This window comes from Arcanobacterium pinnipediorum (assembly GCF_023973165.1).
In the GTDB taxonomy this organism is placed as follows: domain Bacteria; phylum Actinomycetota; class Actinomycetes; order Actinomycetales; family Actinomycetaceae; genus Arcanobacterium; species Arcanobacterium pinnipediorum.
Genome location: NZ_CP099547.1, coordinates 1,124,240 through 1,143,500 on the forward strand (window position 1 = coordinate 1,124,240; position 19,261 = coordinate 1,143,500).

At 49.4% G+C, this 19,261-nt stretch carries 20 protein-coding genes and 1 riboswitch; of the genes, 12 read left to right on the forward strand and 8 right to left on the reverse strand.

The genetic code is table 11. The features are described 5' to 3' along the window. Positions 1 to 4: 4 nt before the first annotated feature. The 4 genes from NG665_RS04985 to rpsT all read left to right on the forward strand — a co-directional run bounded on the left by NG665_RS04985 (position 5) and on the right by rpsT (position 2,254). The gene (locus NG665_RS04985) at positions 5 to 604 is read left to right on the forward strand and encodes a hypothetical protein (RefSeq protein ID WP_252672565.1); all 600 of its coding nucleotides are present in this window, start codon (positions 5 to 7) and stop codon (positions 602 to 604) included. Between the two features lie 68 nt (positions 605 to 672). Further along, positions 673 to 1,173 carry a PH domain-containing protein gene (locus NG665_RS04990; protein WP_252672566.1) on the forward strand — a complete coding sequence of 167 codons (501 nt, stop codon included), beginning with the start codon at positions 673 to 675 and terminating at the stop codon, positions 1,171 to 1,173. A 2-nt stretch (positions 1,174 to 1,175) separates the two neighbouring features. Then, positions 1,176 to 1,769: a type II toxin-antitoxin system PemK/MazF family toxin gene (locus NG665_RS04995; protein WP_252672567.1), complete on the forward strand. Its 594-nt coding sequence runs from the start codon at positions 1,176 to 1,178 to the stop codon at positions 1,767 to 1,769. Positions 1,770 to 1,990: 221 nt separating this feature from the next. Next, on the forward strand, positions 1,991 to 2,254 hold the full coding sequence (gene rpsT, locus NG665_RS05000) for a 30S ribosomal protein S20 (RefSeq protein ID WP_252672568.1): 264 nt from the start codon (positions 1,991 to 1,993) through the stop codon (positions 2,252 to 2,254). A 170-nt stretch (positions 2,255 to 2,424) separates the two neighbouring features. On the opposite strand, the gene holA is transcribed toward rpsT, so the two are convergent. The 3 genes from holA to NG665_RS05015 are packed head-to-tail and all read right to left on the reverse strand — an operon-like array spanning position 2,425 to position 5,712. Further along, complete coding sequence (gene holA, locus NG665_RS05005; RefSeq protein WP_252672569.1) at positions 2,425 to 3,387, reverse strand: DNA polymerase III subunit delta; 963 nt, start codon at positions 3,385 to 3,387, stop codon at positions 2,425 to 2,427. A 4-nt stretch (positions 3,388 to 3,391) separates the two neighbouring features. After that, on the reverse strand, positions 3,392 to 4,828 hold the full coding sequence (locus tag NG665_RS05010) for a ComEC/Rec2 family competence protein (RefSeq protein WP_252672570.1): 1,437 nt from the start codon (positions 4,826 to 4,828) through the stop codon (positions 3,392 to 3,394). 2 nt (positions 4,829 to 4,830) lie between these two features. Continuing rightward, entirely contained in the window at positions 4,831 to 5,712 is an 882-nt protein-coding gene (locus NG665_RS05015) for a helix-hairpin-helix domain-containing protein (RefSeq protein WP_252672571.1), read from the reverse strand. Between the two features lie 133 nt (positions 5,713 to 5,845). Here NG665_RS05015 and NG665_RS05020 point away from each other — a divergent pair, with 133 nt between their 5' ends. Then, positions 5,846 to 7,696, forward strand: a complete 1,851-nt coding sequence (locus NG665_RS05020; RefSeq protein WP_252672572.1) for a helicase HerA-like domain-containing protein — start codon at positions 5,846 to 5,848, stop codon at positions 7,694 to 7,696. A gap of 106 nt (positions 7,697 to 7,802) precedes the next feature. Here the strand turns inward: NG665_RS05020 and NG665_RS05025 are convergent, their stop codons facing one another. Next, on the reverse strand, positions 7,803 to 8,765 hold the full coding sequence (locus tag NG665_RS05025) for an aldose 1-epimerase (RefSeq protein WP_252674089.1): 963 nt from the start codon (positions 8,763 to 8,765) through the stop codon (positions 7,803 to 7,805). An 89-nt stretch (positions 8,766 to 8,854) separates the two neighbouring features. Here NG665_RS05025 and NG665_RS05030 point away from each other — a divergent pair, with 89 nt between their 5' ends. Next, entirely contained in the window at positions 8,855 to 8,995 is a 141-nt protein-coding gene (locus NG665_RS05030; protein ID WP_252672573.1) for a hypothetical protein, read from the forward strand. On the opposite strand, the gene leuS is transcribed toward NG665_RS05030, so the two are convergent. Beyond that, positions 8,979 to 11,855: a leucine--tRNA ligase gene (gene leuS, locus NG665_RS05035; protein WP_252672574.1), complete on the reverse strand. Its 2,877-nt coding sequence runs from the start codon at positions 11,853 to 11,855 to the stop codon at positions 8,979 to 8,981. The two genes, NG665_RS05030 and leuS, sit on opposite strands and share 17 nt — an antisense overlap. A 131-nt stretch (positions 11,856 to 11,986) precedes the next feature. Here leuS and NG665_RS05040 point away from each other — a divergent pair, with 131 nt between their 5' ends. Beyond that, positions 11,987 to 12,424: an HIT family protein gene (locus NG665_RS05040; RefSeq protein WP_252672575.1), complete on the forward strand. Its 438-nt coding sequence runs from the start codon at positions 11,987 to 11,989 to the stop codon at positions 12,422 to 12,424. Positions 12,425 to 12,464: 40 nt separating this feature from the next. Here NG665_RS05040 and NG665_RS05045 read toward each other — a convergent pair whose 3' ends face one another. Together NG665_RS05045 and NG665_RS05050 are read right to left on the reverse strand one after the other, a co-directional pair. Then, the gene (locus tag NG665_RS05045; protein WP_252672576.1) at positions 12,465 to 13,145 is read right to left on the reverse strand and encodes a vitamin K epoxide reductase family protein; all 681 of its coding nucleotides are present in this window, start codon (positions 13,143 to 13,145) and stop codon (positions 12,465 to 12,467) included. Next, positions 13,129 to 13,905 (reverse strand): HAD-IIB family hydrolase, encoded by a 777-nt coding sequence (locus tag NG665_RS05050; protein ID WP_252672577.1) that lies wholly within the window; start codon positions 13,903 to 13,905, stop codon positions 13,129 to 13,131. Before NG665_RS05050 ends, NG665_RS05045 begins: the two co-directional genes overlap by 17 nt. 90 nt (positions 13,906 to 13,995) lie before the next feature. Between NG665_RS05050 and NG665_RS05055 the strand changes: the two genes are divergently transcribed. Together NG665_RS05055 and NG665_RS05060 are read left to right on the forward strand one after the other, a co-directional pair. Next, entirely contained in the window at positions 13,996 to 15,261 is a 1,266-nt protein-coding gene (locus tag NG665_RS05055; RefSeq protein WP_252672578.1) for an AI-2E family transporter, read from the forward strand. 68 nt (positions 15,262 to 15,329) lie between these two features. Beyond that, on the forward strand, positions 15,330 to 16,037 hold the full coding sequence (locus NG665_RS05060) for a purine-nucleoside phosphorylase (protein WP_252672579.1): 708 nt from the start codon (positions 15,330 to 15,332) through the stop codon (positions 16,035 to 16,037). Between the two features lie 56 nt (positions 16,038 to 16,093). On the opposite strand, the gene NG665_RS08670 is transcribed toward NG665_RS05060, so the two are convergent. Further along, positions 16,094 to 16,228 (reverse strand): hypothetical protein, encoded by a 135-nt coding sequence (locus tag NG665_RS08670; RefSeq protein ID WP_289812908.1) that lies wholly within the window; start codon positions 16,226 to 16,228, stop codon positions 16,094 to 16,096. 233 nt (positions 16,229 to 16,461) lie between these two features. After that, positions 16,462 to 16,548: riboswitch (SAM riboswitch) on the forward strand. A gap of 5 nt (positions 16,549 to 16,553) precedes the next feature. On the opposite strand from NG665_RS08670, the gene NG665_RS05065 reads away from it, so the two are divergent. The 3 genes from NG665_RS05065 to NG665_RS05075 all read left to right on the forward strand — a co-directional run bounded on the left by NG665_RS05065 (position 16,554) and on the right by NG665_RS05075 (position 19,211). Further along, on the forward strand, positions 16,554 to 17,543 hold the full coding sequence (locus tag NG665_RS05065) for a methionine ABC transporter ATP-binding protein (RefSeq protein WP_252672580.1): 990 nt from the start codon (positions 16,554 to 16,556) through the stop codon (positions 17,541 to 17,543). Next, positions 17,540 to 18,271: a methionine ABC transporter permease gene (locus NG665_RS05070; protein WP_252672581.1), complete on the forward strand. Its 732-nt coding sequence runs from the start codon at positions 17,540 to 17,542 to the stop codon at positions 18,269 to 18,271. Before NG665_RS05065 ends, NG665_RS05070 begins: the two co-directional genes overlap by 4 nt. A 112-nt stretch (positions 18,272 to 18,383) precedes the next feature. Further along, positions 18,384 to 19,211, forward strand: coding sequence for a MetQ/NlpA family ABC transporter substrate-binding protein (locus NG665_RS05075; protein WP_252672582.1), 828 nt, complete (start codon positions 18,384 to 18,386; stop codon positions 19,209 to 19,211). Positions 19,212 to 19,261 lie beyond the last annotated feature (50 nt).

Consider the following 19,261-nt stretch of genomic DNA (forward strand, 5'->3'; position numbering starts at 1 on the left):
GGTTATGAGTATCACCGCAGGTTCGTTAAATTATCTTCTTCCAATTATTGAACGCTTCACTCGTTTACCTGGAAAAATCTTGGTTGGCGCCAGTGGCGTGGTTACCGCAGTGTCCTTGATTGTTGGCTGGTTTGCTGGCCGGGCGGCGACGACGTGGATCGGCTGGTGGCCGTTTGCCGTTTCAATGTTCTTCGCATTGGCTGTGGTTACGTTTGCTGTTTTGCGTTTCCGTCTAGAACGTGCCGTTGATGCCACAATCGAAAAACTCACCGGTAGCGTTGCTGATTCTACGGCGGTGACTATTATCGACGAAAATGGCAACCTAGTGGGAAATTCGCACTATTCTTTTGATGACGAAGTTCAGCGGGTACGAAACGCCCAACGTCAAGCCGATGCTCAAGCTGAGGCGGCTCGCAAACGCAATGTATTCTTAGCACGTGTCGAAGCTGCGCAACGAGCAGGAATTGCTGGTGCTGGTGGGGTTGAGAATGCGCCTTATTTGCGTGATGACTTACGGATAACGATCGTAACTGCGCTCTTGAGCATCGTTGCTATACCGGCAGGCTTTTTCACGATACTTGTTGGTTTAATTGTCTGGATTTAACGCCAGCTCTTAACTGTGTGGTAGATGTTAAGTGTCGAGTTTCGTAGCACCTGTGGCAGAATAAGGCTATGGCATTATCAGAAAAACTACTTGGCCGCGATGAGCATGTCATTCGGCACATGCACGAGCATGTAAAAACTCTGTTGTGGAACGCGTGCGGACTTGTTCTGATCCTTGTCGCTTTCGGTTTCGCGCTGATCTTCCTTCCTGATTCGCTTCGTCCGTGGGGAACTTGGCTATCGATAGCTCTCGGCGTAGCTGGGATATTCGTCGTGTGGTTCTTGCCGTGGCTGCGATGGATGACATCGACATACACCATCACTAATCGTCGCATCATCACGCGCACCGGAATTTTTTCGAAAACTGGCCACGATATTCCGCTTGCGCGGGTATCTAATGTTGCCTATCAACACGATCTCATCGATCGCTTAGTTGGTGCCGGGACGCTTATCTTAGAAACCTCTGCCGCTCAACCGCTTGTGTTGCGTGACGTGCCACGAGTTGAAGAAGTCCACGTTGAGCTCACCGAACTTTTGTTCGCTACCGATAATGACGAAATGGATGCCTGATAATGAGTATATGGAATCGTGTCACGAGCCTGGTGATTGAGATTGGTCGCCAGGCGTTAAAAAACACCCAGTCAGCGTCCACGAAGCGCCGCAAATATCGACGCTCACCGAAATCGGCTTCTCAGCTTGGAAACCAGAAACAAGAAACTCAAGCTTTTCACCTACCTCTTCCTCATGAGCAAGCAATCGAGTACGACGTTCATACCCTTGGCTTGCCCCAATTTACTTACGCTCCGATCCGAAACGATGCCCCTGATCCTGGCGAAGTTGTCTGGGCGTGGGTGCCGTATGAAGAAAACGACGGACGCGGCAAAGATCGCCCCGTCCTCGTCGTGGCAATGTATGGCCCTGACCATGTGGTTTTTGCCCAAACGACCTCTAAAGATCACGATCACGATGCCGACGACGAAGCTCACTGGGGACGCTACTGGATGGATATCGGCTCTGGAGATTGGGATGACCGCCATCGGCAATCAGAAGTTCGCCTCAATCGGTTACTCATTGCTCATGTGGACCAGATTCGACGTACTGGTGGCAAACTAGACCAACAGATTTATGCCACCGTCGTTCGAGAGATTCAATCTTATCTGCGCTGACATGGCGTCGTGACGCGTTGCATTGAAATCACAGGGTTTATGCGCTGATGAACTGCTATGCTGGTTCATGGACTTTACTTACCTGGTCGGGTAATGAGTCCGGCCGCGATCCATAACCACGGGTGTCCCCACGCCTCACAGTCCGGATCAGGCAATCCCTCACCGACCGTATTCCTTTCGTGGATGCTAACCAGCATTCACGAGAAATGAAAGAGATTCACGTGGCAAACATCAAGTCCCAAAAGAAGCGCATTAAGACCAACGAGAAGCGTCGTGTACGCAACCAGGGTTACAAGTCCGAGCTTAAAACACTCGTTCGTAAGACCCGCGAAGCAATCGCTGCTGGCGATGCAGAGGCTGCTACCGAAGCCCTCAAGGTTACCAGCCGCAAGCTGGATAAGGCCGTTTCTAAGGGTATTATCCACAAGAACCAGGCTGCTAACCGCAAGTCGAAGCTCGCCGTTCAGGTAGCTAAGCTGGGATAGTAACTACTTCGCGTTTTATCGCAAGGAAATGTTGTGGCGGGTAAGAACGAAGATCGTTCTTACCCGCCACAACTGTTCTTTGATCCCAGCTCAATACCAGTAACTCTAGATGCTCAATGTTGAAAGCTCGGTAACTTAATGGATCTTATTTGAGGGCACGGCAATGGATCTCATTTCAGGGCACGGGCGCGGCCAACTGCTAAGATACCGCGTTCGAGCGCATATCCAGGATCTCGGGAGCCACCTTTAACATCTGCGTCTGCTTGTGCGATTGCCGAAATTGCAGCCGCTAAACCGTTGGCGCTCCATCCGCGCATATCACGTTTAGCGCGATCGGCCATCCACGGCACGATAGAAACTTTGACGTCCATAACTCCTGAGCGTTGGCCAAGTAGCTGCGCCATGGTCCTTAGTTTTGATGCAATTGCCCCGAGAATTGCAGTCGGGCTGGAGCCAGTTGCCAGTGCATGACGTGCCAAATTCACTGCCTGCCCGACATTTCCACCAATGAGAGCATCTGCAACATTAAAGCCTTTTGCTTCGATTCGTCCCGCGAAATATGTATGGACGTGTTCGTCGGTGATAAGCCCTTCGACATCGGCAAGCAGCTGTTGGACGGAAGCTAAAAGTTCTCGTAGATCTGAACCGATTGCCTCAATAAGTGCACCGACAGCTTCTGTAGTCATTTTCCGACCTGCAGCTCGAACATCATTCATAACCGCTTGGGTCTTATCGCGTTGATTCTTTACCGCCTCAATCTTTGTTGTTGGCACTTGCGCCTTGGCTAAGGCATTGAGCATTTTTTTGCCGCGTGCCCCGCCATTGTGCCGTAAAACTATAAAAACATCTTCTTCCGGGTGTTCAAGATACTGGAGAAGATCATGTTCTAAGGCAGTGTTGAGCGATTCTAATTCTGGCACGATGAGTAATCGTCGTTCTCCAAACAACGACGGGGAGGCAAGCGCAAACAACGATCCTGCGCTGTAGCTTTGCGCATCAATCTCTTGAATATCGGTATGCGGATCTAACTCTCGGGCTTGGTGTTTAACCAACCTTATTGCTCTATCTGCATAAACTGCTTCACCAGATTGTATAAGAAGAATCGGTGCAAGTTTTATCTTTTCCCATGTCATAGTTCTAGTATCCCACGTCTGTGGCTATCTTAGCTACGCCGTAACGGCGATGAACCGCATACAACGCTATTAATCCTAAAATGCTTACGATCAAACCCGTTATATAGGGCGTGAAGGATAATACTGGTACCAGCTCCACAACTATATCAATCCATCCAGAACATACCTGAGCTATAGCCAAAAAATAAGTTGCCAGCGCAGGAATTAGCGGCATGAGAAAACCTCCTACAAGACCGAGAATTGTAAGGGGAAAAATCACGGGAGCAACAAGTACATTTGCGATCACCGAGAAAACTGACAACTCTTGTTGAAAACCTGCTATCAACGGAATAGTTACTACCCCGGCAATATAGGGCACCGCGATAGTTTCACCTACCCACTTTGGCATAATCGTTGACAAATATTTAGCTACCGGAGCGCCCCCTGCCACAATCGCCGCAACTGCAATAACTGAGAGGATGAATCCCAAACTTCTTGCAATATTGGGTTCGAACAATGAACTAACGATCACCGTCAAAGCAAGTAATGGAAAAGCTGTGACTGAATATCTCATTCCAATCCCTAGGCTATAGAGCAATCCCATCAGCGCTGCCCGTGACACCGATGGTTGTGGATCTACTACCGTTGTTAACCCCACTATCGCTACACAAGATGACAACCCCGTGATAACTGGCCAACGCCATCCTACTAACATCACAACAATCAGGATGATCATCGAAATATGTGCACCTGAAACTGCAGTCAAATGCGCTAAACCTAAAACCCGCATCTTTTCGCGATACGATTGTGGCAGGCGTGAATCATCACCAATAGCAATACCGGTCAGCAGCGCATCGTGAACTACCGCCGTCGACTCATCATAAGATTGCAGTGCTTTATGTATCCGTCCCACATAGCCGTGCCATCCCTGGGCTGGTTGAACCAGGCGTAGCGTACGCGCTGAAAAACACATATCGCTAATGCCTTGATACTGGCATTTTTCCACTACTCCCTCAATCTGCACCACATCGTAGCGCTCGACGTTAGCCGAACCTGAAATTTTAACATCCAACAAAGACTGCGATTGCTCATAATCCGCGCCAGCTTGTGCTTCGAAGGTCCGAAAGATGAACCTCGTGGAGCCCTGTGCATCTATGGGAAATGATTCGATGCGTCCGGTAGCGGTGACTGAGAGTTGGAGATCATAGACATATGCGATAAGCCCGCGTTGGGCTGCTTCATGATGAATAGTTGTTGTCATCGATGCACAACAACCTGCTAGGCAGACGACGAAAATCGTTGGTGTGTACCTCGACAGCGTTTTCCTACCTACACCTATACTCAACAATACAATCAGTACCAGCGAAAAGCTGCCAATATAGAGCGCATATTGCGGACCAAGAAGAACCGTCCACCAGCTAGCAAGAGCTGGCATTGCCAGCCGATAATCCTGTGCACTCACCGCTAATCCGCACGTATATATTCACGCAACCGATCCAGTGTTTTCACTCCTATTCCAGGTACATCTGTTAAAGAATCAACACTGGGAAATCGCCCATGTTCCTCACGCCATTTAATAATTGCACTGGCCGTTGCCGGGCCGATTCCTGGAAGAGATTCAAGAGTGAGTTGAGAGGCAGAGTTAATATCGACCATCGTCTGCTCTTGAGCTTGATGTGCATCAGGAGAAGCAACCTCGTCAGCAGATTCTCCCTCGTCTTTGATATGTACGTGCTCACCATCTGAAATCAGTGCAGCAAGATTGATGTATCGGGTATCTGCTGAATCGGTTAATCCACCGCCAGCGGTAACAACGTCATTTACGCGCGACTTACTTGGTAAAGTATAGACACCTGGTTTGTGAACTGCTCCAGTGAGGTAGACGGTAACTTGCCCAGGATCTACTAGAGAGTTGTTCTTGGGCACCGGCACTGTATTTTCTGGTGCCTCATCACCAATAGGTTGCTCTAAGCCACCTAAACTCGACGCAGATTTAGTTTCAGATATAGCGCTAGCAGACGATATCTCGGTGTGTGAAGCATACACAAATGTTCTTGTCACAACGACGATACACAAAATTACCAAAATAATTGCAACAATTCGTCCAGCATCAGAATCTAGCAGGAAACGACTTCTTCGGCCCTGCAAAGCCAATGCACTGACGTCATCACCAGCACCCATCGCTAATGCTGCCTTAGCTAATGTTCGTTGACGATTCGGTGATTGTGGTGTTGATACCTGGCCGCTCTGGCTAAAGGTATCGCTATACCCTAAGCGAGTACGTGGTGAACGCCGAAGCTTTCCCAGATGAAAATGTTGTGAATTACGTGGCAATGGCTGAGTCATATATCGAGTATCCCTGTCACCACATCGCGTTGCAGGTACAGAAGATAACTCGTGGATAACTCAAAAAAGAACAATCTATGTGGATAACGTAAAATAACTCCTGTCTGCTTACGCTCTGAACTAGACTGAAGACATGACATCACAAGCAGACCTTGCCAAACTCAAAGCAGCGGCACTCGCCGCTCAAGCCGAAGCGGCCGAAGCTAAAGCAGCCGCCGCCCAAGCAGCCTATGAAGCAGCTCAACTAGGTAGTGATCGCACTCCTGATCCCGCTACTACCTCACAGTCTAACGAATCGGATACCGATAGCAGCGAAGTTGAAGTAGAAAATGATTCATCGGCCGCACAACTGCCCCACGTCACTGCTACCAAGCCGCTGAGCGATTACGCGCAAGAAATAGTTGCCGGATACGCCTCCGAAGCTGCAGCGCTGACTATCGGCACCTATATCGAAGATGGTAGTCCACAACCCGGCATAGAAATTGCTTTGCCGTTAGCAATGCTAAATCGGCACGGGCTGGTCGCCGGAGCTACTGGGACTGGAAAAACTCGCACCTTGCAACTCCTTGCGGAAGGATTATCCACAGCTGGAGTACCCGTTTTTATCACAGATATCAAAGGAGATCTTACTGGACTACTAGAGCCAGGAGAACAATCTGAGAAACTAATGGAGCGTGTTCGTAGCCAAGGTCAAACGTGGCACCCACAGAGTTTCCCAACCGAACTTTATACCTTAGGCGGAGAAGGAAAAGGAACTCCCATTCGCACAACTGTTTCGGATTTTGGACCGTTGCTACTGTCTAAAGTGCTTGGACTTAACGATACTCAAGAGTCAGCACTTTCCCTGATATTCCACTGGGCAGATCAAGAACGCCTCGCACTCATTGATCTTAATGATCTGCGAGCTGTGATTTCCTATTTAACATCAGATGAAGGAAAACCACAGCTTTCTACTATTGGTGGTATTGCCTCTGCGACTGCTGGAGTTATACTGCGCGAAGTCGCTGAACTTCAAGCACAAGGCGCCGATTCTTTCTTTGGGGAACCTGCTTTCGAGGTCACAGAATTTATTCGGCGTAATGGCGATGGGTACGGGGTGATTTCGGCATTAGAGCTACCAGATGTTCAATCTCGTCCCGCACTGTTCTCTACGTTTGTGATGTGGCTGCTGGCCGAGCTCTTTGAGGTACTTCCAGAGCGTGGCGATCTAGCCCAGCCAGAACTTGTTTTCTTCTTCGACGAGGCGCATCTGCTTTTTTCCGGGTCCTCAACGGAGTTTATCGACCAGGTTATCCAGACGGTACGACTAATTCGTTCCAAAGGAGTCGGAATTTTCTTCGTCACCCAAACTCCAAAAGATGTTCCTGCAGATGTGCTGGCCCAACTCGGCGCTAAAGTACAACATGCTCTTCGAGCGCACACACCAAATGACGTAAAAGCACTCAAAGACACCGTCAAAACCTTCCCCACCTCACCGCTAGATTTGCAAGAGATATTGCCGAATCTGGGAACCGGCGAAGCAATCGTGACGATCTTGGACGACCATGGCCGTCCTTCACCTGTTGCTCCGACGAGAATTTGGGCTCCGGCAGCGGCTATGGGAGTGGCCTCTGATGCGACAATCGAAGAGGCCATAGCTCAATCCTATTCGATGGATAAGTACCGCGATCCGGTCGATCCCCAGTCCGCTTTCGAATTAATTAATGCGCGGATCGAAGCTGAGAAAGCAGCGAAGGAAGCACAACGGATTGCCGATGAGCAGGCTAAAGAACAAGAACGCCTGGCTCGAGAGTTGGAAAAACAAATCGCGGCAGAAGAACGTAATCGTGAAAAAGAGCTGGAAAAACTGCGTAAAAAGGCAGAAAAAGATGCTCAACGCCAGGCCAAGCGCCGCGAGTCAGTCTTTGATAGTGTGCTCAAGACTGCCGGGCGAACATTGGCACGGGAGATCACCCGTGGTCTGTTTGGCACCCGGCGTCGGTAACGAACTGGGGCTTCTGTGATATGTAGGTGTGCGGGAGGTAGAACAAATCTACCTCCCGCACACCTACAGTAACACCGCTACGATCGTTGACACTAAAGCGAGGTATTCACTTACGATATGTGACCGTGACAGTTAACGATCGTGAGATTCCTGGCGCAAGAACGATCGAACCAGCTGCATCAGGTCGGTTAAACGCATCAGCAACATGACTTAACGGTTCAATAGCTACCGATCCGCGTTCGTTGCGAGTTACACCATCGGAGGTGAAAATGTGAACTAGTGGAGCTTCCGCAGGTTCTTGTGCGATGTCGATCTCAGCGTTTGTTGCTGGGTCACGTAAAACAGTTGTTACAACGCCATTTTCATCTGGAATCAGGCCACGGAAAGAGGCATCGAGCTTTTGGGCACCGAGGAAATCAAGCTGGAACGGCGCGTTGATACCAGCGTAGGCTGCTTCACCCGGGCGTGGAACTAGAGTCGAATCATAAACAACCCGAGTGCGCGCCGGAATCATGACAGACATGTTCGAAGCACGCGACTGAGGGAAACGCAGATACGGATGCCAGCCCAAAGCTAACGGAATACCATGGGCAAGATCGTGTTCTGCCGTCAAGGAAACAGTTAAATGTTCTTCTCGCTCAGCGCCTGTTTCAATTGAAAATACCACTGAGAGTTTGAACGGCCAGGGGTAGCCAGCCGATCCAGGAAAGGAATATTCTAAAACCAAGGCACCTGCGGTACTTGTTGCAACGAAGTCAGCAGTTCCGACTAAGCCATGGGCAGCCCCCGGCGGGAGTTCATCAACAGTATAGGTTTGACCTTCGAACACATAGGTTGATCCGGATAAGCGGCCAGGCCACGGAGCCATAACCTTAGAGCGTGCGTCACGGCCATCTTCGAGCTCAGCTCGAGAAATATAGCCATCGATCACGTTGATCCCAGGTTCAGGCTCCCACGAAATCAATGTTGCACCGCGCTCAACTACAACAGCACTTGCCCCACTCACGGATGTTAATTTCCACGCTGGTAATCCGTCAAATACAGTCGATTCAACAGTTGTACCACTCATTGAGCTCACAGTTTTCACCTTCATTCTTCACAGTTGGCCGGAAATATACGTCGTTATTTTCGTAAAATCATACACCCATAGAGCCCAACATGAATACTCCGAATCCAAAGAATGAACTATCTGTATCCATTCTTGAAGATCAAACTATCTCTACAGCTGTATTCATCGCCTCGAACCAGGTATTGGTTGGGGCGCATGCCCCAACCAATACTGCTACGGAACGAAATTAATCAAATGCGGTGCGCGGATGATAACCTTTCGTGGTTCACCATCCAGATACTGTGCAACCTTGTCCGAAGCCATCGCCTGCGCCTGCAGATCGGCATCAGAGATATCTGTTGGAACTTCGATCCGGTCGCGCACCTTACCCATGACCTGAACAATACACGTTACGGTGTCATCAACAAGTAACGATTCATCACTGACAGTCGGGAATGGTTCATAAGCCAACGAATCTGAATGACCCAACCTCTTCCACAGCTCCTCGGCAATATGCGGTGCAATCGGTGAGGTGAGCAAAACTAGAGTTTGGGCAACCTCACGTGTTACTGCCTTGCCGGTGACGTGATTGTTCAACACGATAATCTTGGCAATAGCGGTGTTGATCCGCATCGCCTCAAACTCTTCACGGACATCATGGATGGTGCGTGCCATCAGGCGCGCTGTTTCCATATCAGTTGGTTCATCGACGATAACCAGTTCCCCGGTCTGTTCGTCAATGATATTGCGCCACAATCGTTGCAAGAAACGCTGGGCACCAATTACAGCCCGGGTTTCCCACGGACGGTCAGCATCCAACGGCCCCATCGACATTTCATAAACGCGGAATGTATCAGCTCCGTACTGGGCAGCCATATCGTCAGGGGTGACGATATTCTTCAAGGATTTACCCATCTTGCCGTATTCACGGTTAACGGGCTGACCATTCCATTCAAACGTGACTTCTCCCGAGCCATCAGTTGCAGGAACTTCGACTACTTCCTCAGCTGGCACATACTGCCCTCGAGAATCCGTATAGGCGTATGCCTGGACGTAACCCTGATTAAACAGTTTGTGGAAGGGTTCACTGGAGCTGAGATATCCTAAATCGAAAAGCACTTTATGCCAGAACCGAGCATAAAGTAGGTGCAGTACCGCATGTTCGACTCCGCCGATATACAAATCGGTACCACCCGCAGGCTTTCCTTCCTTAGGCCCGATCCAATACGCTTCATTTTCAGGATCGATGAACTTTTCGCTATTGGTTGGATCGATATATCGAAGTTCGTACCAGCATGAACCAGCCCAATTAGGCATAGTGTTGGTTTCTCGACGATACTTTTTCACCCCGTCACCAAGATCGAGCTCGACATTCACCCAATCAGTAAGGCGACCCAACGGTGGCTCTGGCTCTGAATCTGCATCTTCAGGATCGAAAGATCGTGGTGAATAGTCCGGAGTATCAGGCAACGTCACCGGGAGCATCGACTCTGGAAGTGAATGCGCTACGCCATCTTCGTCGTAAACAATCGGGAAGGGTTCGCCCCAATAACGCTGGCGAGAAAAGAGCCAGTCACGCAACCGGTAGGTGATGGCAGCACTGCCAATCCCCTTTTCTTCTAACCACTGAACCATCTTTGCTTTACCGGCAGGTATGTCTAAGCCGTTGAGCGAAATCTCGGAGTTTTGAGAGTTGATGATCAAACCGTCGTCAGTCCACGCCGATTCGCCATCAAACGTATCAGGTGTTTCAATGGTCGCAATGATTGGAATATTGTAGGTACGAGCGAAATCAAAATCTCGCTGATCACCCGATGGAACAGCCATGATCGCCCCTGTTCCATAACCCATCATCACGTAATCGGCAGTAAACACCGGAATCTTGACGCCATTGACTGGGTTGGTAGCGAAAATACCAGTAAAGACGCCGGTCTTCGTCTTATCGACGTCGGCTCGTTCCTTATCTGATTTCTGCGAAGCTGCCCGCTGATAGTCCTTAACTGCTGTTGCAGGATCAGGCGCACCCCCAGTCCATTCATTTTCAGTGCCTGCTGGCCATGCACTCGGAAGAGAATCGCTTTCGAGCATAGGATGTTCTGGTGAAACCACCATAAACGTCGCACCGAAGAGGGTATCTGGCCGGGTAGTAAAAACTGTAAGGGTGTGATCACTATCGGCACCATGAGCCGTGAAATTAACGTGCGCGCCGTGAGATTTTCCGATCCAATTGCGTTGCATGGATCGAACCTTTTCTGGCCAATCAACCTTATCCAGATCTGATGCTAAGCGATCGGAATAGGCTGTAATACGCATCATCCATTGCCGTAAATTGCGCTTAAAAACGGGGAAATTTCCGCGCTCGGAGCGTCCATCAGCGGTAACTTCCTCGTTGGCTAAAACAGTACCAAGACCTGGCGCCCAATTAACAGGCGCATAATCCACGTATGCCAATCTGCGCGAATCAATAGCTGCTTGGCGCTGCGCTGGCGACATCTGCCCCCACGGCTGACCATCAGGGGTTGGGATAGACCCATCTTCATATCCAGCAACCAATTCGCGAATTGGCCGAGCTCGACCGGTTGTACCAGGTTCGCGGCCTGCAGCTGTTTCGTCATACCAAGAATTAAAAATCTGGAGGAAAATCCACTGCGTCCAGCCGACGAAGTCATGATCGGTTGTCGCAACCGAACGGCGCTTTTCGTGCGACATACCAAGCTTGCGCAGCTGAGCGCGCATATTATCAATATTTTGCTCAGTAGTGACTCGAGGATGCTGACCAGTTTGTACCGCAAACTGTTCGGCAGGCAAACCAAAGGCGTCAAAACCCATGGTATATAGAACGTTTTTGCCCTGCATACGGTGATAGCGTGCCAAACAATCAGTGGCAATGAACCCTAGCGGATGTCCAACGTGTAATCCTTTACCGGAAGGATATGGGAACATATCAAGAAGGAAGTAGGCATCAGATAGCTGCGTCCCGTCAGATAGGTCACCAACTGGGTTGGGTGCGTTAAACGTTTCTTCACTGTCCCACCGGTCTTGCCATGATGCTTCGATCGTATTGGCAAGTTCGGCAGTGTAGCGATACGGAAAGCTACTTGTTGCCGACATGATTCTCCTTATTTTTGTTATAAAATCATTAGTCCTAATGTTAGCTTAGGAACGGGTTTTCGTCGTCTAGGGCGCATGTGATCCACCAAACGTCTCACTAGCCGAACCCGCTAAAGGAGTAGACTACAAATATGAGTAGTATATTTACAAAAATCATTGCCGGCGAGATTCCAGGAAAATTCGTGTGGGCCGACGACGACGTCGTCGCTATGGCTACAATCGAACCCTCGCGTCCAGGTCACGTCATGGTTATTCCGCGTGGCGAAGTAGCTAAGTTTAACGACGTCGAACCTGAGGTTTTCGCTCACGCAATGAAGGTCGCCCAGATCATCGCTACTGCGCAAGAGCGTGCGTTTGACGTTGAACGCAGCGTAGTGACGATTCTTGGTTTTGACGTCCCCCACACTCATATTCATGTCATTCCCGCCGATTCACCTAATGCCGCTGATCTCCATAACGCCAGTGCTGCACCGGCTGCTGATATCACCCAGGCAATGATGGACTTACGAAATGCTTTGGTTGAGCTGGGCTATGGTGAACATGTCCCAGAATATATGGATGCGCTGTGAGGAAAGGTTGTGGATTGTCATAATCCGCAAAGGGTTCATATCAGGAAAACAACACTGATAGTTGGTTCCAGAAAGTTACTGCAATCAACCCAGTGACGCTAACGTATGCTAGACCAGTAATCAGCCAGCGATTTCTGGCGTAGGCTCTTCCGAGATCCGCACTGGCCTGCCCTAAGTGTCCTGCCTGGCTAGTGCGCGCTGTGACGTGGACGAAAAGCGCAATAGTAACAACCCATGTCACCATGCAATATGGGCAGAGTTTACCTTCCACTGCCAAGCTCTCATACATAAACCATATGACCCATATCATTCCGCCGGTTAATCCGGCGCATAGGAGCTGCCACAGCCACCGACTAAATTGGCCCTGCGCCAGTAAAACGAGTCCCAGCGCAGTTATTCCTGCGAAGAAAGCAAGTCCTAGCACGGAATTTGAGATTCCAAAAAAGACCTCGTTTTGCCACGCCCCAATCCATTCCCCACAGCCAACGAGTGGGTTGACATCGCACAACAACACTGCCTGCGGATTAGCCAATTTCTGTTTCTCAGCGATAATAAGCGACAATGAAGCCCACAAGCCGATGACGCCACAAATCGTCATAAGCCATGCAAGTCCGCGCTCTGCCCCACCAGCAATCTGATGAGCAGTTGGATAGGCATCATAGCGAGCTAACTTGGCTTCGATTTGCGCATTAGTCAAAGCACTATCAGAATTCCGCGCCATCGTTCTTCTCCGCGTTCTTTACATAGTCGTTGACATATTCAACAGTATCTTGCCATCTGGTCACGGCATGTGCAGCAATTCCCAACGCAAGCACTGGATAGTCGTTTCCACCTTCGTCTAATCGGTCTCCAATAAACAACATGTCAGCAATCGCGATATGAGTTTGTTTCGCTAATTCAGCCATGCCATACGCTTTATCAACACCTGCTCGGGTGATATCAACCGACGTCGAACCACCAGATCGCACCTCGAGATCAGGTAGGTCACGTGCAACGGCGGCTCGCAGGGATTCTTTTTTACTCTTATCAGGATCCCATGCTTGTTTAGCGGCCACCGGAGCTTGCTGGCCTAGGGCAGAGAAGGTTATTTGTGAGCCTCGATCTTCAAGAATCGGTCCCCATGTTTCGTCTTCCCATAACCCGAGTTCTTTCGCTCGTTTCTCAAGGGAGGCTAACGCACGCTGACGCTCATCAGCGCTGAGGTCACGAGCATATATGGTTTGCCACTGGCCGTCAATATAGCGCAGATACCGAGTGCCGCACGTGGGCATTAAATGTAATTTTTCAAGCTGGCTTGGCCGAGCGTGAAGATTATCAAGAAGCTGGGTAGAAAACTGCTCAAAGTTACCACCGGAGATAACACATACTTCGGATATGTCAAGCAACGAACGCAGTGCTCGCGCCATATCCTCAGGCAATGGGGACTTAGACGGGGCAAGCGTATCATCTAAATCAAACGCGATTAGTCTATAATGGCTCATACAGCTCCATCGTGATTTTCACTTTGAGGTAGGCCCAGCAAAAACATGACTTGATGGGCTCAAACTATTCTACGCATATAAGGAGATTTTATGCACGCAACGGCTGAAGACTACTCAGTGAGTCGAGTCCCTCAACCACTAAGAACTTTAGCCGCGTGGTCTTGGCGGTTGCTGGTAGTTGGGCTAGCATTTGGTGTTCTGGGTTGGTTATCAATTAAGTTTTACACTCTACTGATTTCAGTGATGGTAGCGTTCTTGCTTGCTGTGGTTTTAGAACCGTTAGTTGCCGCGTTAAAAAAGTACGCGAAATTCCCAGCCAGCCTTGCCGCCGGTGGCGTCCTTTTATCCTCCTTAGGAATTTTTGTGGTACTCATGTGGAGTTCCTCTGTTGGCATAGTTTCTGGCTTTACAGATATTTCAGAACAATTAAACGAAGGTATTAGTACGATTGTTCAAGACCTCACGCAACGCTTTCCACACCTTGGCGATAGAGTCAACGACGCCTGGGGCTCAATCCAGCAAACGCTGACGAACAATTCTTCTCAAATACTCGGTGGAGTCGTGGCAGTTGGTTCAACAGTAACCTCTTTAGTTACCGGCTTTTTACTCACCTTGTTCACACTGTTCTTTTTCCTCAAAGATGGCCGACGCCTATGGCACTGGTGTGTTCGCCTCCTGCCCATGCACTACCAAAATTCCGCAAATGAAGCCGGTATCCGTGCGTGGGTTATGATCGGAAACTACACCCGAACCCAGGCACTCGTCGCCTTAATCGATGCGCTGGGTATTGCTGGTATCGCGATGCTCCTCGAAACACCAATGAGTCTAGCGCTCCCTATTGGAGTTATCGTCTTCGTCGCTGCATTCATACCGGTGGTTGGAGCTTTCTTATCTGGTTTCGTGGCCATTATTATTGTCTTAGTCAATACGCAATCATTCTTTATGGCTGCGATGATGGCCGTAGGTATCCTTTTTGTTCAACAACTTGAAGGTAATCTATTACAGCCAATACTTCAGGGCAATGCACTCAATATCCATCCACTCGCCATTGTTTTGATAGTAGCAGCTGGTTCTGCCGTTGCTGGTATTGTGGGGGCAATTTTTACTGTTCCAATTGTTGCAGCACTTAACGTCATTGTGCTTTATTTGCGTGGGCACGACATGTATCCATATCTAGATTCGCTAGCTGATCGCCCCGGCGGCCCACCTCGAGATTTCTTGGAGCTGCGTGAAGAATACTGGTTAGATTTCTCTTCGCGAATTGCGGTCACTGCACCACCAGCACAACGGCGCAAAGCTAAGCGAGACCGTATAGCACAGCGCTTTTCAAGACTTTTCAGACCGGCAAGACGATAGTTCAGCTACAATATTTAAGTATCAGATCAAGAAAACTTCGTGATTAGTGACGTGAAAGGGTAATTTCTATGGCAACACCTCATATCAGTGCACAACCAGGCGACTTCGCACCTGCAGTTCTCATGCCGGGTGATCCAAAGCGTGCAACAAAGATGGCAGAGCTGTTAATGCCCGATGCGCAAATGGTTTCCAACGTGCGCGGAATCGTGGGCTACACCGGCGAAGTCAACGGCAAGCCACTATCAATTATGGCATCAGGCATGGGCCAACCATCGCTATCTATCTACGTCAACGAGCTATTCATGTTTTACGATGTGGAGCGTATTATCCGCGTTGGTACTGCTGGTGGTTTGTCACCGAAAGTCAACGTAGGTGATGTCATCATTGCCAACGGCGCTCACTATGAGGGTGTGCTCAATACCTATATGGCACCGAGCACTCACTTTTCGGCGATTGCTTCCTATCAACTAGTTCGCGGCGCAGCTGATGCGGCCGGTGATGATGAGACAGTACACGTTGGAACAATCGTTTCACGCGACCGTTTCTACGGAGTTGATCCGGCAGAAAATGAAGCCTTGGCAAAGATCGGTTGCTTGGGAGTGGAGATGGAAGCTGGCGCGCTCTACGGTTTGGCAACCAAGTATGATCGCCATGCGTTAAGCGTATTAACAGTGTCAGACCACATCACTGTACCTGGCCCAGATATGGATGCTCAAGAACGTGAAAGCAAATTCCAAAAGGCACTGGCTCTAGCAGTAGCTGCTGCCCACTGTTAAACATTGCTCGTCAGCTCATCGGGTTGCCTCCCAAAACTTTTTGGGAGGCAACCCTTTTATGTTGAGGAGGTAAAGGTAGCCAGCTCGCTACTCGTGCCCGCAATCGCATAAACTTCAATAGCTTGACGGTTCTCCTTTCCATCGATAATGCTGACCTCTTGTACTGGATTATCTTCATCATGTGTAGTCATATTCTCATGGTCGCATACGCCTCCCACAGGTTTTGCGTACGGCTACTACTCGTATCATCAGGCCGGTTCGTTCTCGAACCTAAAATTATTTTGCCGTGAGATACCCAACAACTACCTCTTGAACTTCCCTCACCGTACAAATAATGACGTTTTTACAGCATTATCACGAACACTGAAGCGTTCGACATGTGAGACTCAGTTGATTTTCTACTCCGAACATGTCAATCTATAGTTATTCATCAAGAGCAGCTGAGAGACTCGGCTCTACGACGCTGCAGCAACCCGAAATTGGCGGGTGCTACTGCCGAGTGCGATGGAGGAACGCGTGATTGAGCTAAAAAACGTTACAAAGATTTACCCCCGAAAAGGTGCCTCAGATGTCTACGCACTGAAGAACCTATCGTTGACGATCCCCGATAATACGATCCACGGTATCGTGGGTGAATCTGGTGCCGGTAAATCAACACTTATCCGATGCCTTACCGCACTCGAGCGTCCAAGTAGCGGATCTATTTTGGTTGACAACGAAGATCTCACCCAGCTATCCCCGGCTAAGTTGCGCGCAGCACGACGCAAAATAGGAATGGTTTTTCAAGGAGCAAACCTCTTCGACTCACGCACAGTGAACGAAAACATCACCTATCCCTTGCACATCGCAAAAGTACCGTACTATTCGATTGACCTCAGGCTAGGCGAATTGCTCCAGCTCGTTGGATTGGAGCAACAAAGCCAATCCTACCCAGCTCAGCTTTCTGGTGGACAACGTCAGCGCGTAGGCATCGCGCGTGCACTAGCTGACTACCCGTCAGTCTTGTTAGCTGACGAACCCACATCGGCGCTAGATGCGGAAACAACGGAGTCGATACTCGCACTACTTAAAAATGTCCGGGAACAAACCGGCGTCACCGTCGTCGTTATCACCCATGAAATGTCTGTAGTTCGTAGCATCTGCGATTCGGTAACACTCTTAGATGCTGGAACAATCCGCGAAACTGGCTCCATCCGTGACATCCTACGCAACCCCACCTCTGCCCTGGCACGGATGCTCATTCCGCTGCCCGAACTCGATACCCAAATAACTGAGCTAAATGATGTGGTAGACCTCTACTTCACCTCACAGCCCGGAGATCCCACCGGATCACGAGTGATGAGTAAAGTCGCTGAAATAGGTGCAGATATTGCCTCTGGAACCTTCGAAACTGTCGGCGACGTCCAAGTTGGCAGACTTGCCTTAACCGTGCCAATAGGTGCCGGGCATCAATGCGCACGTCAATTCGATAAAGCAACGATCTTTGCACAGGTGCGTGAAGTATGAGCCCAGTAACTGCCATTTTATATTCTTCACTACTAACAGCTCGTGGCGAGGAAGGAACCTGGTTCAACCGTCAAGTTGTCCTAGATCAACTCCTACCCTCAATCGCTGAAACCTTGGTCATGGTCTTCTTTAGCACTGCCATCACTGTGATACTTGGACTTCCGCTCGGAGTAATTCTTGCCGAAACCCGCAAAGACGGGCTAATCCCGAACAAGCTGGCGCATAAAATTATCGGAGCAACGGTAAATATTGGCCGGGCTATCCCCTTCATTATCTTGGCAGTCATCGTCCTATACGCCATTCGCTTTATCAGCATCCCCGGATTATCAACCGTCGGCTGGCCAGCCTTTACCATCGCACTCGTTGTATCTGCCGTACCATATTTTGCTCGTCTGATTGAATCAAATGTGCTTGCCGTAGAACATGGCAAAGTCGAAGCTGCGCAAATGGCTGGCGCGTCTGCGCGCCAGATCATGACCGGAATTTTAGTACGCGAAGCTTTACCTGCGATTTTCCAATCGATCACCATTCTTACCATTACAATTATTGGCTATTCGGCAATGTCTTCCATTGTTGGCGGTGGCGGCCTGGGAGCGTTGGCAATAAATCAAGGCTACATCCGCCACCACTTCGACGTCGTCATCATCGCCGTGATCGCTATTTTGATTATTGTGCAAATCGTTCAATGGATTGGTGACATGCTTAGCCGGTCGGTTGATCACCGCTAAGGCTCAACCAACCGGGATTTCCAATCGCCTTGGCACTGGGCCAAGTCACCTAATGCTTTGCCCAGCAATCTAGTTTATTCAGTACCCAAACTGCGTTAATTTAAGGAATATCATGAAACTACGTACCTATTTCACCACTGCCCTTGCCTGTGCACTTGCCCTTAGTGCATGCACATCGGGAACAGACACCGGCAAATCAGACGAAAACGAATCTGGAATCATCACCCTCACAGTGGGCGCCTCACCAGTACCCCACGCAGATATTTTGAAGTATGTCAATGACAACCTAGCTGCCGAAGCAGGGTTGAAGATCGAGATCAAAGAATACACTGATTACATTCAGCCCAATATTGCCCTCGAAGAAGGCGAATTAGACGCCAATTACTTCCAGCATGTGCCATATTTCGACACTGAAGTGAGCGAGAAAGGCTACAATTTCGAACATGGCGAAGGCATCCAAATAGAGCCCTACGCGGTATTCTCCCAAAAAATCAAAGACATCAAAGACATTCCAGATGGCGGATCCATCCTCGTAAATAACGATCCATCAAATCAGGCGCGCGCACTCAAACTCCTCGAAAAGCTCGGATTGTTTGAACTAGCAGATGTCGAAAACCCAACCATCCACGATTTAGCGAAGAATCCACACAACTACACACTTATCGAATCAGAAGCAGCTATTATTCCCGTTCAGCTACCAGACGTTGATATCGCTGTAATCAACGGAAACTACGCTCTAGATCATGGGTTAAACCCGGCAAAAGATGCGATTGCAATCGAAGATGGCGAAAACAACCCATACGCAAATATTTTGGCGTGGAAGAAAGATTCTCCTAAAGCCGAAGCCATTGCAAAGCTAGAGAAACTTCTCCATGATCCCAAGGTGGGCGAATATATCCGTCAAACCTATCCAGATGGTGAAATCATTCCGGCATTCTAAATAAAGAATCGTCACTGCATGGCACGTAGAACCCAAACTGGGCTTAACGA

Excerpts from the sequence above, each read along its gene's own strand:
- NG665_RS04985 (WP_252672565.1), top strand. The coding sequence starts at position 5 with ATGAGTATCACCGCAGGTTCGTTAAATTATCTTCTTCCAATTATTGAA.
- NG665_RS04990 (WP_252672566.1), top strand. The coding sequence starts at position 673 with ATGGCATTATCAGAAAAACTACTTGGCCGCGATGAGCATGTCATTCGG.
- NG665_RS04995 (WP_252672567.1), top strand. The coding sequence starts at position 1,176 with ATGAGTATATGGAATCGTGTCACGAGCCTGGTGATTGAGATTGGTCGC.
- holA (WP_252672569.1), bottom strand. The coding sequence starts at position 3,387 with ATGACATGGGAAAAGATAAAACTTGCACCGATTCTTCTTATACAATCT.
- NG665_RS05015 (WP_252672571.1), bottom strand. The coding sequence starts at position 5,712 with ATGACTCAGCCATTGCCACGTAATTCACAACATTTTCATCTGGGAAAG.
- NG665_RS05020 (WP_252672572.1), top strand. The coding sequence starts at position 5,846 with ATGACATCACAAGCAGACCTTGCCAAACTCAAAGCAGCGGCACTCGCC.
- NG665_RS05025 (WP_252674089.1), bottom strand. The coding sequence starts at position 8,765 with ATGAGTGGTACAACTGTTGAATCGACTGTATTTGACGGATTACCAGCG.
- NG665_RS05030 (WP_252672573.1), top strand. The coding sequence starts at position 8,855 with ATGAATACTCCGAATCCAAAGAATGAACTATCTGTATCCATTCTTGAA.
- leuS (WP_252672574.1), bottom strand. The coding sequence starts at position 11,855 with ATGTCGGCAACAAGTAGCTTTCCGTATCGCTACACTGCCGAACTTGCC.
- NG665_RS05040 (WP_252672575.1), top strand. The coding sequence starts at position 11,987 with ATGAGTAGTATATTTACAAAAATCATTGCCGGCGAGATTCCAGGAAAA.
- NG665_RS05045 (WP_252672576.1), bottom strand. The coding sequence starts at position 13,145 with ATGGCGCGGAATTCTGATAGTGCTTTGACTAATGCGCAAATCGAAGCC.
- NG665_RS05050 (WP_252672577.1), bottom strand. The coding sequence starts at position 13,905 with ATGAGCCATTATAGACTAATCGCGTTTGATTTAGATGATACGCTTGCC.
- NG665_RS05055 (WP_252672578.1), top strand. The coding sequence starts at position 13,996 with ATGCACGCAACGGCTGAAGACTACTCAGTGAGTCGAGTCCCTCAACCA.
- NG665_RS05060 (WP_252672579.1), top strand. The coding sequence starts at position 15,330 with ATGGCAACACCTCATATCAGTGCACAACCAGGCGACTTCGCACCTGCA.
- NG665_RS08670 (WP_289812908.1), bottom strand. The coding sequence starts at position 16,228 with ATGACTACACATGATGAAGATAATCCAGTACAAGAGGTCAGCATTATC.
- NG665_RS05070 (WP_252672581.1), top strand. The coding sequence starts at position 17,540 with ATGAGCCCAGTAACTGCCATTTTATATTCTTCACTACTAACAGCTCGT.
- NG665_RS05075 (WP_252672582.1), top strand. The coding sequence starts at position 18,384 with ATGAAACTACGTACCTATTTCACCACTGCCCTTGCCTGTGCACTTGCC.